General features: G+C 50.9%; 11 protein-coding genes. 8 read left to right on the forward strand and 3 right to left on the reverse strand.

Annotated features, from left to right (window positions below; translation table 11 throughout):
• Positions 1-43: 43 nt before the first annotated feature.
• From tpiA to HMPREF2804_RS06630, 8 genes are all read left to right on the forward strand, one after another.
• A complete protein-coding gene (gene tpiA / locus HMPREF2804_RS06595; RefSeq protein ID WP_048752234.1) occupies positions 44-820 on the forward strand; it encodes a triose-phosphate isomerase in 777 nt (258 codons plus the stop codon).
• Positions 821-948: 128 nt separating this feature from the next.
• Complete coding sequence (locus HMPREF2804_RS06600; protein ID WP_070448673.1) at positions 949-1,296, forward strand: DUF6176 family protein; 348 nt, start codon at positions 949-951, stop codon at positions 1,294-1,296.
• Positions 1,297-1,585: 289 nt separating this feature from the next.
• Entirely contained in the window at positions 1,586-3,211 is a 1,626-nt protein-coding gene (locus tag HMPREF2804_RS06605) for a BCCT family transporter (RefSeq protein ID WP_048752230.1), read from the forward strand.
• A 144-nt stretch (positions 3,212-3,355) separates the two neighbouring features.
• Entirely contained in the window at positions 3,356-3,766 is a 411-nt protein-coding gene (locus HMPREF2804_RS06610) for a hypothetical protein (protein ID WP_048752228.1), read from the forward strand.
• 122 nt (positions 3,767-3,888) lie between these two features.
• Positions 3,889-4,146 (forward strand): preprotein translocase subunit SecG, encoded by a 258-nt coding sequence (gene secG / locus HMPREF2804_RS06615; RefSeq protein ID WP_172461380.1) that lies wholly within the window; start codon positions 3,889-3,891, stop codon positions 4,144-4,146.
• 247 nt (positions 4,147-4,393) lie between these two features.
• Positions 4,394-5,773 (forward strand): SWIM zinc finger family protein, encoded by a 1,380-nt coding sequence (locus tag HMPREF2804_RS06620; RefSeq protein ID WP_070627788.1) that lies wholly within the window; start codon positions 4,394-4,396, stop codon positions 5,771-5,773.
• 66 nt (positions 5,774-5,839) lie between these two features.
• Complete coding sequence (locus HMPREF2804_RS06625; protein WP_048754066.1) at positions 5,840-8,494, forward strand: DUF6493 family protein; 2,655 nt, start codon at positions 5,840-5,842, stop codon at positions 8,492-8,494.
• A 22-nt stretch (positions 8,495-8,516) separates the two neighbouring features.
• Positions 8,517-11,201 carry a DUF6493 family protein gene (locus tag HMPREF2804_RS06630; protein ID WP_246824202.1) on the forward strand — a complete coding sequence of 895 codons (2,685 nt, stop codon included), beginning with the start codon at positions 8,517-8,519 and terminating at the stop codon, positions 11,199-11,201.
• 54 nt (positions 11,202-11,255) lie between these two features.
• Here HMPREF2804_RS06630 and HMPREF2804_RS06635 read toward each other — a convergent pair whose 3' ends face one another.
• The 3 genes from HMPREF2804_RS06635 to zwf are packed head-to-tail and all read right to left on the reverse strand — an operon-like array spanning position 11,256 to position 14,744.
• Positions 11,256-12,221 carry a 6-phosphogluconolactonase gene (locus tag HMPREF2804_RS06635; protein WP_070450178.1) on the reverse strand — a complete coding sequence of 322 codons (966 nt, stop codon included), beginning with the start codon at positions 12,219-12,221 and terminating at the stop codon, positions 11,256-11,258.
• Positions 12,214-13,200, reverse strand: a complete 987-nt coding sequence (locus HMPREF2804_RS06640) for a glucose-6-phosphate dehydrogenase assembly protein OpcA (protein ID WP_070450181.1) — start codon at positions 13,198-13,200, stop codon at positions 12,214-12,216. The genes HMPREF2804_RS06635 and HMPREF2804_RS06640 overlap by 8 nt, the downstream gene beginning before the upstream one ends.
• Positions 13,197-14,744, reverse strand: coding sequence for a glucose-6-phosphate dehydrogenase (gene zwf, locus HMPREF2804_RS06645; protein ID WP_048752215.1), 1,548 nt, complete (start codon positions 14,742-14,744; stop codon positions 13,197-13,199). The genes HMPREF2804_RS06640 and zwf overlap by 4 nt, the downstream gene beginning before the upstream one ends.
• Positions 14,745-14,845: the final 101 nt, after the last annotated feature.

Below are 14,845 nucleotides of genomic sequence, written 5' to 3' on the forward strand. Positions count from 1 at the left end.
TCCGAATCTATACCCTGATTTTTCGGGGGATTGGAGCGAAAATATGTCGCGCAAACCGCTGATCGCCGGTAACTGGAAGATGAATCTTAACCATGCTGAAGCCGTTACGCTGGTCCAGAAGCTAGCATGGACTCTTGATGATTCGAATTTTGATTTTACAAAGACTGAAGTAGCGGTATTCCCTCCCTTTACCGATATTCGCTCCGTACAGACCCTCGTTGAAGGCGACAAACTGAGCATTGAATATGGTGGTCAGGATATTTCTGTACATGAATCCGGTGCATACACCGGAGAGATCTCTGGTGCGTTTTTGCAGAAACTTGGTGCGAAATACGTTCTCGTAGGACACTCTGAGCGTCGCACTTACCATCACGAAAGTGATGAACTATGCGCTGCTAAGGTGCAGGCTGCTTACACCTATGATTTGACCCCGGTACTGTGCGTTGGTGAAGCTCTGGAAGTTCGTGAGGCTGGCACTCATGTGGACTTTACCCTTGAGCAGCTTCGCGGTTCTATTGTAGGCTTGAGCGCCAAGCAAGCAGAAACTCTTGTGGTTGCGTATGAACCTGTATGGGCAATTGGCACTGGTAAGGTCGCAACTGCCGATGATGCGCAGGAAATGTCTGCGGCTATACGTGCTGAATTTGAAAAGCTCTACTCTACAGACGTTGCTCAGAAGGTTCGTATTCTCTACGGCGGATCGGTTAAGTCTTCTTCGGCGCCCTCTATTATGGGGAAGGAAGATGTGGATGGTGTGCTGGTAGGTGGCGCTTCCCTTCAGGCTGAAGAGTTTGCAGCAATTGCGCGTTTTGACGCATAGCTAAGCAGCAATTCGTATTAAAGGCGTCTAGCATACGTGTATTCGTGCGCTAGGCGCCTACCATTTTGTGTGATGTTACGAACATGAACAGAAATATTCTCATTCCATATTTAGAAAGGCTGATATTGATGCAGGTTGAGCTCACCAGATTTCGGGTGCGAAAAGGTCAAGAAGAGCGAGCTGTAGAATGGATGCATTTTCTTCGCCAGAATATGGATGCCGTTGAGCAGACTTTAGCGCCCGAGAAAATGTATGTTGAAACGATCTTTTCGGAGGTTCGTGATGGGCATATGTACTTGTACTGGTACAGCGTACAGGGGCAGGGAGCACAACCTGTAGAAGAATCAGAGCACCGGGTGGATAAGGAGCATTTAAGGTTCTGGCGCGAGGTTATTGACCCTACATTTCCGGGAGAAGATCTAACGATGGAGGTTCTGATGATGCTACCAGATGTGCATAAAGTTGTCTTAGGGTAAGAGAACGCAGCCTCGGGGCAAAATATGTGGTACCTAAAATTTTTCTGTAAAAATGTGGAAAGTTAGCGATTTTCGGTATAGATCTACGGCTAATATTATTATAATAATATCTAAAATATAACAAAATGATTAAGGATTTTGAGTTATTTTGATGCAGTTAGCTGTGCTTTATTTAAATTTAATTTAATTAAATATAATTCAAATGGTTTTTGTGTGTTTAAAATGTGTGGTTTTGTGGAGTCTTCGAGATTTGTTACACTTATGCCTAAGCGTTTTAGGAGGGTGAGATATGAAATCACGCAAGTATACGTCTGTTTTTATTGGTTCATTAATTATTTCATTAATATTAGTGGCTCTGGGTTTTGTTCCGGGTTACGAGGCAGTTTCTAAAAACTGGAGGGCGCTGATCGGAACTGACTTCGGTTGGTTTTACCTCCTGCTTGTAACTCTTATAGTATTGGTCTGCGGGTTTTTTGTTTTAAGCCCCATGGGGCAAATTAAGCTTGGAGAGCCTGACTCAAAGCCCGAGTATTCCACTGGTTCGTGGATTGCCATGCTTTTCTCGGCTGGTATGGGTATCGGTCTAGTTTTCTATGGTGCTGCCGAGCCGCTTTCACACTTTGCTAACAAAACTCCGCATGCTGCACCGGAGTCACAGCAAGCAATGGCGGATTCCTTCCAATTTACGTTCTTCCACTGGGGTATACACGCCTGGGCTGTGTACGGTATTGTGGCTATGGCTCTAGCATATTTCGGTTTCCGTAAGGAAGAGAAATATCTTCTTTCTGTCACACTTAAGCCGCTTTTCGGTAAAAAAACCGATGGCTGGCTGGGATATATTATAGATATTGTTACTGTGGTGGCAACCGTTATTGGTGTGGCAACCACGCTTGGCTTCGGTGCTATTCAGATTAATGGTGGGCTGAGCTACCTCACTGATAATGCCATTCCTAATAGCATGGAGGTACGCACTGTTATTATCGTAATAACCACTGCTCTCTTTGTGCTCTCAGCTCTTTCGGGGCTGGGTAAAGGTATTAAAATCCTTTCAAATCTTAATATGATTCTGGCTATCGCACTTCTGGCGATTGCTATTGCGGTTGGCCCTACCGTCAAGATTTTTGACAATATGTCGGAATCCATCGGTCTATACATGCAGAACTTTTTCGAGATGAGTTTCCGAACCGCCGCATTTAATGGTGACGAACGCGCCTGGATTGATACCTGGACCATTTTCTACTGGGCATGGTGGATCTCTTGGTCGCCCTTCGTTGGCCTCTTCATCGCCCGCATCTCCAAAGGCCGTTCAATACGTGAGTTTATTACTGTAGTACTTCTGATACCTACCGTCGTAAGCTTCATCTGGTTCTCCACTTTCGGTACGATGGCTAATACGGTACAGCAGAACGGTCTAGAGAATCTGACGAAACTAGAGGATGAACAACTGCTGTTCGGCACGTTCAAACACTACCCGCTGGGTATGTTAATGTCGATCATCGCAATCATCCTGATCTTTACCTTCTTCATTACCTCCGCAGACTCAGCAACTTATGTGCTCTCAATGCTTTCTGAAGATGGGCGTCTTATCCCCACTAACGGAAAGAAAGTTGTGTGGGGTGTTATCGTCGCGGGTATTGCAACCGTGCTGCTGTATGCTGGCGGGCTAGACGCTCTGCGGAATACGCTGATTATTATTGCGTTACCCTTCGCTGTTGTGATTGCGTTAATCGTGGTGGCGCTAATAGTTGAGGTGTATCACGAGAAGGTTCAGATGGGTCTGTCAATCTCGCCTAAACGGTATCCTGAAAAGGGACAGCCCTTCAAATCTTATGAACCTTACGAGGTTGAAGACTCTGAAAACGATCAGATATCAGAAGAAAAGTCTGAAGCAAAAGTGGTTCAAAAAGAATCATAAATTTTTAGCATCGTAAAATAAAAGACCTTCCCAGGTGTCGGTTATCACTCCTGGGAAGGTCTTTTATTTGTGGAGTAGCAAACTGTAGCTACCCTATAAGCTAAGTTCCTGCATCCCGGAAACTCAACCCGTTAGACTTTAACTATGTTTGCAATTATATCCCTTGTCGTTGCAGGTCTTTTGGCGGTCATAGTGGTCCTCATTATTCGAGGCCGACGAGTCTCTGCGCCTACTGCTGAGACTCCGCAGATCGTGTATTTTGAAAATAAACGTGATAGTTTCCTGGACTGGCTGTACCATCGTACAAGTTCCCCAGAAGTGCCCGTTCAGGTAAAACTACGCGATTGGGTAGACTTGGGATTCTATGCCGAAGGCGGCAACTACTGGGGTGTAGCCCAACAATTTACGTACTATCTTGTTCAGGGCGGTTATGTTTACGCCTACGATACTGAGGGAAATCCACTTGATGCGGGGCGAGCACTGCGAGACCGTCCGGATGCATTTCAGCTTACCCCCAGCGAATATCAGCGGCGTGTCACTCAGTTTAGGCAGTAATTTAGCCCTTCGCTCTACGCGTTATTACGTGTTAGAGAATGACCACAGAGTCTCTATACCGTATAGTTATTAAGGTCTGCCATGGGACAGGCTTTATCATCTACCTATTAGGAAGGCCCGCTGTGGACATCATTATGAATGTGCTTTTGGTAGTCATCGTGATTACCAGCATTATCACCGTGCTTCTGGTGCTCTTGAACCGCGGTCAGGGTGGTGGCTTGTCCGATATGTTTGGTGGCGGTATGACCAGCTCACTGAATTCTTCAGGTATGGCTTCTAAGAACCTAATCCGTCTGACCATTACAGTTACCGTTATTTGGGTTATTGCCGTGGTGCTTTACGGCCTAGCACTACGTTTTAACGGACAGTTCGTCATATAGACTTTATATATTTCAAGAAGCCCCGGCAGGTACATCTGCCGGGGCTTCTTATATGTCCTACTGTAGTAATTATGGAGATTGTCGGTGCATAAGATGACGGAGGATCAAGTCATGACGAGTGTCTGATATAGAGACAAGTAGATAATATTTTCCCTGGGATGACGGAAAAGAGGCCAAAACTTTCGGGGTTCAGGCATAGTAGTGATAAGGCGAAAACTTAGCATATCCAACCACTGAAGGGATCGCCATGGCACAGACTCTAACCTATACATATCTAAACCCTTCTTTACTGCATGAACAAGACGGCAGTCTTGGACTTGCTTTAGCAACTAGCGGTGGCAGCACACCGGAAGGCGCGGCGGCACACCCTTACTTCTTCTCAGGATTCATGGAGCCCCCTGATGTAATCGCGGCGTCGCTATTGGTGGTTGCGCGCGTGGCCCGCACCCGCTACTACACCCCACCCGGCATGGTCGCCGCCATTTTGCGGGCTGCCGACCCGGTAGTGACCAGCACCAGCGAGGGACTCCGGTTTGAATCCTTTAGCGCCTGCTGTGGTGTCTACGCCCGACTTGACGTAGACTCCTCCGCCCTAGATGCCACCTACAGTGCTGTGGGCGTGACAAATGTGGACGTGAATCCGCCGCTTCGCACTGCTTTAGCTTCTCTCCGGGCTGGCGAACCTCTCCACATGGATGTGGGGAATGATGGGGTGCTGACCACCACCCTAGACGGTGAAGTGAAGGAAGATAAAGTGCCCCTGCCAGTACGCTGGCTCAAAGGGTTCGCCGAAACACAGATGCTCTCGTCCCTGATGAAGCCCACTCATTCTCTGGACGGGGCAGCAGCTCGCATGTTCATCCAGGGGCTGCCGCGCCGATCCGCCACGAAAAGCGTCATGTGGGCAACCCGTGCGGTGCGTTCACTGAGGCTGGCTACCCGAGCCACCGTTGGGTCGGTGTGTGTGGCCGGACCGGAGCGGCTGCGGGTGCTTGAGCCGCTCATCCGCTTCATGACCCGTCTGGAAGCATACAGCGAACCGGTCATCTCAGGTAACACCCCGGTGTCAAGCGTGTGGGTGGCCCACTTGCCAGGCGCGCGCCTGAGCATTGGGCTGAGTCCCGAAAAATCACGCGGATTCTCAGGAGAAGGTTCTGTGTTGCAGGCGCTCTCCAATCCGTCAGTTGCTGAAAACGCGGATATGCTTAGTGTGCTTCTCTCCTTTGAGCCGCGTATTGAGGTGCCCGTCATGTCTGCACGTAGCGGGCTGAACGATACTCAAGTACGCGACGCCCTCGCGTTACTGGCATCCTCCGGACAGGTCGGTTTTGATGTGCAGGCAGGGGAGTACTTCCACCGGCCGCTGCCCGTGCAGGCGGATGCTCTGCAGGCTATGCATCCGCGGCTTGTGAGTGCCCAGAAACTTATTGACTCCGGTGCGGTGCGGGATTACGGAGACGGCACCTATCGCGTACAGTCGCGGGACACGTTCTACACGGTAACCCCCGCCGAGAAAATCGAAGAATACCGGTGCACCTGCCCGTGGTGGGTGAAATACCGGGGCACCCGAGGCCCCTGTAAACATGTACTGGCGGTAAGCATTAAACGTCGCGGCGGACTGAATTAGCCTGATACCGGGTTGCATCCGCAAAGAAGCATATTTTCCGTACACACCCAAATATACAAACAGGTAATGATGGACGAGAAGAACTATTCGCAGCACACGAGCCTTGGAGAGCGTCGAGCCCGCCTGCGGGAGCTCATGAAACGTGACGACGCAACCGTTGAGGATTATCACGCGGTGATTAGCGGGGCGGCAGAGGAAGAACGCGCGTCGTTGGCAAGGACGCTATCGCCCACGAAACTTGCGAAAGCCCGAGGGGAGAAAGCAGCTTTGGCCGCATATGCAGTAGGGGCTTTAACCTCTTCGGCTCCGCGTGCGGTAAGGATCATAAGTGAACTTTTTCATCCTCTTCGAGATAAGAATTTTAATATTATTCCTGAGCCGCCTATGCCTGCTACTGAGCAGCTCTGGGAATTCTTAACTCAAGGGGTAATAGAACGATCCGATGAGTGGGTTCTGCATTTTGTTGAAGAATGTTCAGACGATTGGTCCATACGTTCCTGGACACACCTCAATAAACTTATACGTGAACATTCGCTGACGAGCTTATCGCCAGGGTATCTTTGCATGATGATGAATGCCGTCCCACACGTGAGAGAAAAGTCTGCGGAAGAGTATCAGAATATAGAGCAGTTCTTCCGTCACGATCCTGTGCTGCTGGAACGAGAATTTTGGGATGCTTTCACAGCTGAAGGGGTACTCGCACAGTCTAGGTGGGATCCCACCTTGCAGCCGGAATATCGAAGTTCGTCGTCATTTTCGGCTCTTGCTCAGGTCATGTGCGAAACTTTTCCAGATATTCGTCCCAGGTTCTTGGATGAAACGCTCAAAGGGCTCCTGCGCGACTACTCGGCCCACCACGTGCGGCATTTTTATCGGTCCCATGCTGCTCTGCAGCCAATACCTCAAGAAATTAAGGAGCGTTTTGCGCTCTACCTTTCGGTGCTGGGGACGGCGTATAGCCCAGCTATTGCCATGGCGCAAGATCTGCTGGAGCAGGCAGTTTACGAGCTTTCCGACGCGCAAGCACGTGAGTTCATTGAGGTTTCAGTAACAGTGCTGACGCGCACCGAAAAGAAAATTCTGCGCGCTCAGATACGGCTTCTTTCTCTACTGCTTAAAGTCCACCCCGAATGTACTGAACAAGTAAGCCAGACAGTACAGGATGCTTTCAAATCTATGCCCTTGGACCTTCAAGACAAGGCCCAGAAGCTCATCAATGATCCGGTGCGAGAAACACCCACGCACCAGGACGCAGCGGGGAGCATCACGGTACCGGACATCACTCCGAAGGATCGTGAACCGCAGGGGTGCTTGACGCCTCGACCGCCTATTACTACGGATCGGGAACTCATGGAATGCTTGGCAACAACCTTCCAGGGAGGCGATGGCACCGATATTCCGCGTATCCTGGAGTACTTGGAACATGCCGACACTCTAGAAATAAACGATGCAGAGCGGCAGCTTCTCTGGGAAGCTCGTGAACTTCTCATAGAAGAATCATTCGGTATTTATACCCTCTCCAGTCCCAATATCCCGTACCTTGCCATTGCGGCACTCATCAAAAGCGGGCAGATACAACACGCTGATATTGCTAAGATACCGATCATCCCCACCTGGTATACAGAACGTCTCTACCTCAGCGATGAGCACGGGGACCCGGTGATAGTAGATGAACAGACGGCTAAGAAGTATCACCCTCGTCCCTTTAACATAAAAGTTACAGGGACAGAACTTCGTCTCAATGAGCGCGGGCCTCACATGCTGCTGATGGAGCAGTTGTTCGCCCTGATTTTTGCGGGTCAAGACGCAGAAACCAGCGTAGTGGCTGCGCCTTTTGCCCCCCAGCGTGTAGCCCTTGAACGCACTACGGGTACAGTCCTCACCCAGTATTGGGAATCGCTATATCTTGCTCGGGAGCACAGCTTCCCTCTGCAATTCCCGCTGTGGGTTGGAACAGATACGCCCGATGCTGCCGCGCTCTCCGTCGAAGCTGCTGCGTATAACACCAACAGCACGCAAATCGAGTACGTGCACCGTATGGTGGAATCAAAATACTATCCTTCGTACCGCACGGTCATGGGGTGGTACGGCTGGCTGATGCAGAATAACCCAGATATTTTCAGCGCACAGACCATGCCTATTCTTGTGGCAGCTATCCATGCCCATAATGCTTATGGCGCCGATATCATCATGCGCATCCTAGGTGATATGCACCGAGCACTGGGTGCCGCCTCCTACAGCGCACTCGGGCTTGGTGCTAGCGCTAAAACTACCGAGGTGCGCGCCAATGCTGCGGAGGCGCTCGCCTCCCTGGTCGATCGGGGTATGTTCGATACTACTTTATTCGCCAAAGAACTGTATTGGTTGTTAGACCAGCACCACGTGTTGGCTCAACGAATTGAGCAGACATTTAGGGATGCTGCGTCGATTAGCCTCTTGGCGGGCTGGCGGATTATGCAGGTACTAGAAGGCATACTGCCTGCCGTGGGCGAGGTTAACCGGGGCGGTACGCTGGTGCAGCTCTTGGTGCAATTAGCGGGGGAGTACGGGGCGAGTATCGAGATTCCTGAGGCGCTGCAGCCGAAGATGAAAGGCTCAACCGTGCTGGCGAAAAGTCTGCGGGCGCTTGAAAAGCTGCAGCCTCATCCAACCGAGCTTGCGGAGCAGGCCCGAGACCAAGCCCAAGAACTGCTGGACCAACACCGCTGCGCACAACCATAAGTGTAGAAACTGAGAGACTGCTATGACCCCAAAAATACCGCAACCCAGTCTTACGGAACGTCGCGCCCGCCTGCGGGAGCTACTGAAACGTGATGACGCCACCTTCTGGCAGTACCATGAAGTTCTCACCGGCGCCACCGAGGACGAACGCAAGAGCCTTGCACGCACACTCTCCATTAAAAAGCTCATAGACCGCTACAGCCGTGAAGGAACGACCGAGCAGCGGCTTATATGCGTCTACACGGCAGCTGCGCTGGGCGGAATCTTCAACAAACATATGGGTGTTGAGCTCTTAAACCTCATCGACAGGGGATTACCCGGTGAGGCGAACTGGAAGTTTTCAACCGCTGAATCGGAACAATACCTTAGCCAACGCACAGAAGCCATGATGCTTGGACTCAGCGAACGTGATAACACCTGGATAACCAGGTTCGTTAACGAGCGTGGCTATGGCAGGTTTGGTTACGACTTGCCCACGCTCTGGGTGCAGATACATCAGCTTCTTCACGAACGCGGACTTACCAATACCACGCGCTCCTACCTCTGGGGGTTCGTGACGGCCGTTCCTGACATGTACATTGGCTCATCCGAGAATCGGGAAGAGGTTATCTCTTTCTTCAAAAACAACCCTCAGACGTTAGAACACGAAATGTGGGCGTGTTTCACAGATGAAGGGCTTCTTCGGAAAGAGTGGTCAGGGCGTGAAAACGCGGACACGCTCGCTCTCTTCCACATGCTGCAGGAGAATTTTGACGGATTCCGTGACCGCCTGCTTACTGAATGTCTGAAAGCGATGCTCCGCGACTTTTCCGCTAAGAACACCAGTATCTTCCACTACATCTATCGGGGGATGAACCCCACCCCAGACGAGAACCTTGGTAACATCACCCTGCTCACCTCAGTGCTCACCACCGTTCCCTCAACCTCCGTGGGATTGGCTCAAGAAATGTTGATGTCATGCGTCGAAAAGCTGACCGAACCCCAGATTCATGACTTACTTAATGTCTCTCGCACCGTGATGCTTCGCACCGAGAAGAAAATACTCCGGGCGCAGATCGCACTCCTTGGCGCTATTGCTAGAACGCACCCCGAGTATACTCAAGATGTGGACGGCTTGATGAGGGAAACCGCAGAATCTCTACCGCCTGATCTGCAGCCCGCTGCGCAAACACTCATGTCTCCTGCTGAAGCCGCGGCGGATAAAACTAGCGCACCGTCTCACGCGGAGCAAGTAATGGGCAGCGTCATGATTCCCGAGAATCTGCCGCAACTTTTAGAGCAGCACGTTTCAACCCCACAGGTGCATATTTATACTAGTGATGCTGAGTTTATGGATGGTCTTATTCCCTGTCTCCAAGGCACAGGTGACGGTTCGCAGCTCCCGCAACTCATTGATTATTTAGCGCATAATCCTCGCATTACTCTTGATACGGCCCAGCAGGACTTTCTGGCTGAACGATGCGTGAATTCCGGTATCCGCTCGGGTACTCATGCGTTAGGCAACTATCTGACGTACCGGGTAATTGCCCCGCACCGAAAACTTTTTAAAAAACTGCCGCAAGGTTTTACCGGGTACCGGCATGAATTCCATACCGACCCCCAGACTGGCGAAACCATCCAGCCCTACCAGGTTGAGCACACTGGATCTCTGGGGCGTCAAAAACCCCGTATAGAGAAAACGACCACAAATTATCGTGGACCGGCGGGGCTCTGTCAAGAGCAGATTAACTGTTTAGAACATCCAGAAAACCTTGTATTTGCGCCTATACCTCACGCAGAAGAGAGCACCTGGACACGCCATGTTGAACCTCTCACTTACCGCCCGCGTCCTCACAATATGTACGACCAAGCCTATGCTGAGGCTCCCAACGGCAGCCTGATGATGTGGCTTATTGAAGATCACGAACTACCGACCGCACAGATGCCTTTCGCACAGGCGGCTCTGAACACGGCAGGCATTCCGGAAGAGTTTATGCACCGTGCTGTTCAGGCAATCGACGATTTTCACTGTACCCTTATGCAATGGTATGCGTGGCTTCTGCGGAATAACCCCAATACATTGGCAGCGCAGAGCATGCCGTTCGTCACTACAACAGGATTCCAGAAACACGTCAAGGGGCTTGACGCCCTACTGGATACCATCACCCACACACATCAGGTTCTGCAAGACCCCGCCTATTCCGTGTTGGGCTGGCTAACTGGTGCAGCAGCAGCTGAGCACAGGGCTCTCACCGCCGAATCTATTGCCGTTCTTGCGGGTCGTGGAATGCTCAATACTTCTTTACTTGCGGATGAACTGGCCTACCTGCTCCGAGAGGGATGGGTTAAACCGGCCCGGGCAGCCAGCTGTTTACAGGACGCTGCCTCTGTTAGCCCGTTGGCGGGGTGGCGTATTGTGCAGGTGCTAGAGAACATGTTGCCAGCTGTAAGCGATATTAATCGTGGTGGTTCCTTCGTGCAGCTCTTGGTGCAATTAGCGGGGGAGTACGGCGTGAGTGTCGAGGTTCCCGAGGTTTTGCGGCCAAAAATGAAAGGTTCAACCGTGCTAGCCAAAAGCCTGCGGGCGCTTGAAAAGCTGCGACCGCATCCGACCGAGCTCACTGAAAAGCTGCGACCGCATCCGACCGAGCTCGCTGAAAAGGCGCGGCAAGAATCAAGTAACCTCAATACTTTCAATAGGGTGAATGAGACTAGGGACGCGAAATAAAAGTGGGAGTTATAATTCTAAGATTGTAACCCCCACTAGAAAAATTTGTGGGTCCTAAGCTAGCGATTCTTCCGTCGCAAAAATCAGGGTCTGTTTCTGCCCACGAGCCCCGATTGCTGGAGTTTCTAGGAGCATATCGGCAGTAATGTCCTCAGCAGGAACTTGTGCACCCTTGAGAAGACGGGTTGTCGCATCCTGTTTATCACCGCCGGTAATCAAAAAGAAAATATGGCGCGAATTATTGATAACCGGTAGCGTGACAGATACACGTTCGCTAGGTGGCTTAGGGGAATCCTTGACCATTACCGTCACAGCTTTAGCGCCGTCCACAGGATCCTCTGGTAAACCCGTGCCCAGAAGGACTTGCTGCCGATTGGGAAACAGCGAAGCGATGTGACCATCAGGCCCCATCCCTAGGAGCGTAACATCAAAAATGGGGACAGGCCATATATCCGAGCCGCCGCCGCATCCACAACCACCGCATCCGCAGCTGCCTCCAGATTGCTGAGAAGCAGATTCCCCGTGCCCTCCCGCTAATGGAAGCTCGGATGCCCCCTCAGGCATCTCAACACGCACGGGTTCAGCAGAACCCGCAAAATTGCGCATTTCGTAGGCATAGTGCTCGGCAGCAGCTTCAACATCAATCATGACATCGGAAGGACCCATACGATGCGCGTTTTCAACCGGAAAACCAAGATCTACTAAATCTGTGAGAAGCGCCTCGATTGCTTGTCCATCGTTCCGATCCGGATCACGCTCGGGAACAAAGCGTTCATCCGAGAACCAGAAATGAACGCGCGACCAGTCAATATCCTTAACACGTGGAGACTGAGCCCATGCACGAAGAGTAGCAATGCCCATCGTGCCACCTGTAAGAGAGACATGAGCCACGGTACGTTCGGTGAGTACATGCTCAATAACATCTAAGATACGCGTAGTGGCATCAGAGGCAAGCGCCTCCCGAGAAGGATGCGCTATTAAAGTTGGAGTACTCTCACCAATATTGTTGGTCTTAGGCATCAAAAACCTCGGGAAATTCAGAAGTATTAAGGAAAGGTTCAGCATCGCACTGAGCAGGATGCATTTCCAGAGTAGGGAATGCCGACTTTAAAACTTCCCCATACATAGTGTCAGGGTCAAGTCGGCGTAACTCCTCAGAAATACAATCCGCTAGAGTACGAACTGGTAGTGGAATCTGCTGATCAGGTGTATACGGAGTCTCAATAATAGCGATGTTTTTGCCAGGACGGAACATTATCGTTTGTCCATCTTCACGCTCAATAGCTACACGGTAAAGACCCCGTTCTGCTGCGCCGATAGTTGCAAGATGAACCTCAGCCTCGAGTTTCCAGCCAAGCCAAGCGCCAAGGAGCACAACCGAAGGAGACTTCTCAGACCCCCAAACCACTACACGCTTAACAGGGGAGTCAGGCATCTGCTCCAAAAGAGCTGCCAGTTGGGTACGCCACAGCGTCAAACGTGTCCAGGCAAGATCGCTATCTCCAGCCTGATAAACCTTAGAAAGATGCGTAAGAACAGCCATCGGATCATATGCGCGTGCCGAATCTGTGATACGGCGCTGTGCAATCCTACCAATTGAATCCTCACCCGGATTCTCAGGGACGGAATGCGGCCACCACACAACAATAGGAGAATCCGGCAAAAGCAGGCCAGAAATCAACGATTCTGTCGGCGTTGATGCACTACCCCAGCCGCGCAGAATAATAAGCTCAGAAGCGCCGGCCTCTCCACCCACATGAATCTCGGCATCCAGTTGATCGGGCGCACCACTATTATGCGCAATATGCACAATGATCCGGCTCGGATGCTCGTGCGAAGCCCGGATAGCCGCATTAATAGCCTCGCGAGAATGTCCTTTTTCTGCTAGTACCACCAAGGTAAGTACACGGCTGCTGCTAAGACTGCCGTTTGAAGCCAGAAGATCAGAAAGTTCCTTTGAAATAGCAGAAACATTCGTGTGTTGCAGATGCGAAATCACGGGCGCCTCCAGGCACGGTTATCACGCTCAAGCATCTTCTGAGCCGAACGTGGACCCCATGAACCGGATTCATAGGGCTCGGGTTTAATCTTGTTCTCTTCCCAATATTTCTCAAATGGATCCAAGATCTTCCACGAAAGTTCAACCTCCTCGTGGCGAGGGAACAGCGGCGGTTCACCTAAGAGCACATCCAGAATCAAACGTTCATATGCCTCAGGAGATGCTTCGGTGAAGGCGTGTCCATACCCAAAATCCATATTGACGTCGCGGATCTCCATCTGAGTACCGGGAACTTTAGCTGCAAGACGGATCGTCATACCTTCATCAGGCTGCACACGGATCACGATAGCATTCTGTCCTGCAGGAACCTCACTCTCCTTACCAAAGAGACGGTCAGAAGATTTCTTGAAGAGAAGCGCAATCTCAGTTACTCGGCGACCCAGCCGTTTACCCGCACGCAGATAGAACGGAGTTCCTGCCCAGCGGCGGTTGTCAATATTGACTTTAAGAGCCGCAAAAGTTTCTGTGCGTGAGTCCGCAGGAATATCTTTCTCATCAAAGAAACCATTTACATGTTCACCGCCTTGATAACCGGGAGCATACTGGCCGAGCGCGAAAGAATTTTCCAGATCATCAATACGTACCGCTTCCAGTACCTTAGCCTTTTCAGCGCGAAGATGCTTAGAATCAAGGCTAAGGGGTTCCTCCATGGCGGTTAGAGCCAACAGCTGAAGCAGATGGTTTTGAATCACATCGCGTGCAGCGCCCACACCATCATAATAGCCAGCACGAGAACCAATGCCGATATCCTCAGCCATCGTAATCTGCACGTGGTCCACATAATTTGCGTTCCAAACCGGTTCAAACATCTGGTTTGAGAAACGCATCGCTAGAATATTCTGAACGGTCTCTTTACCCAGATAATGGTCAATACGGAACACTGAATCCGGGGGGAATACACGTTCCACAATTCCATTAAGTTCACGCGCTGACTCTAAGTTGTGACCAAACGGCTTCTCAATAACGACACGACGCCACCCGTTCCTGGGATTATTGTTCGCGTTATCGCGTGAGGCTAAACCGTGCTCGGCAAGCTTCGACAGCACCTGTTCGAAAGCCTTCGGCGGAATAGAGAGGTAGAACGCATGGTTCCCTTGGGCGCCAAGTTCATCGAGCTCAGCAAGAGTATTTTTGAGACGTTCAAATGCGGCATCATCATCAAAATTACCGCGAACAAACCGCATACCCTTCTGAAATTGGTTCCAGACATCTTCACGGAATGGGGTACGCGCATTTTCTTCCACAGACTTACGCACATAGTTACGAAAATCATCGTTATCCCACTCGCGGCGCCCATACCCAACAAGACCAAAACTTGGGGGCAACAAACCACGATTCATTAGGTCATAGACCGCAGGGAGCAGTTTCTTGCGGGCAAGATCGCCCGTGACGCCGAAGAACACAAGTGCGGAAGGACCCGCAATACGAGTGAGACGTCGATCGCGCGAATCTCGTAGCGGATTCGACTCATGACCGGTATGCAAGATAGATTCCTTTGATTGCTGATAATGTGCATATTCACCCTGCGATACTTTATGTACCTCTGGGGCACGTATCCCTGCATCTTACCGTTTCAATGGCAAAC

Origin of the sequence: Rothia sp. HMSC065G12 (genome assembly GCF_001811455.1) — a bacterium.
GTDB classification, from domain to species: domain Bacteria; phylum Actinomycetota; class Actinomycetes; order Actinomycetales; family Micrococcaceae; genus Rothia; species Rothia dentocariosa.

Bases quoted from the DNA above. Each gene is read 5' to 3' on its own strand.
- tpiA (WP_048752234.1), top strand. From the start codon at position 44: ATGTCGCGCAAACCGCTGATCGCCGGTAACTGGAAGATGAATCTTAAC.
- HMPREF2804_RS06600 (WP_070448673.1), top strand. From the start codon at position 949: ATGCAGGTTGAGCTCACCAGATTTCGGGTGCGAAAAGGTCAAGAAGAG.
- HMPREF2804_RS06605 (WP_048752230.1), top strand. From the start codon at position 1,586: ATGAAATCACGCAAGTATACGTCTGTTTTTATTGGTTCATTAATTATT.
- HMPREF2804_RS06610 (WP_048752228.1), top strand. From the start codon at position 3,356: ATGTTTGCAATTATATCCCTTGTCGTTGCAGGTCTTTTGGCGGTCATA.
- HMPREF2804_RS06620 (WP_070627788.1), top strand. From the start codon at position 4,394: ATGGCACAGACTCTAACCTATACATATCTAAACCCTTCTTTACTGCAT.
- HMPREF2804_RS06625 (WP_048754066.1), top strand. From the start codon at position 5,840: ATGATGGACGAGAAGAACTATTCGCAGCACACGAGCCTTGGAGAGCGT.
- HMPREF2804_RS06630 (WP_246824202.1), top strand. From the start codon at position 8,517: ATGACCCCAAAAATACCGCAACCCAGTCTTACGGAACGTCGCGCCCGC.
- HMPREF2804_RS06635 (WP_070450178.1), bottom strand. From the start codon at position 12,221: ATGCCTAAGACCAACAATATTGGTGAGAGTACTCCAACTTTAATAGCG.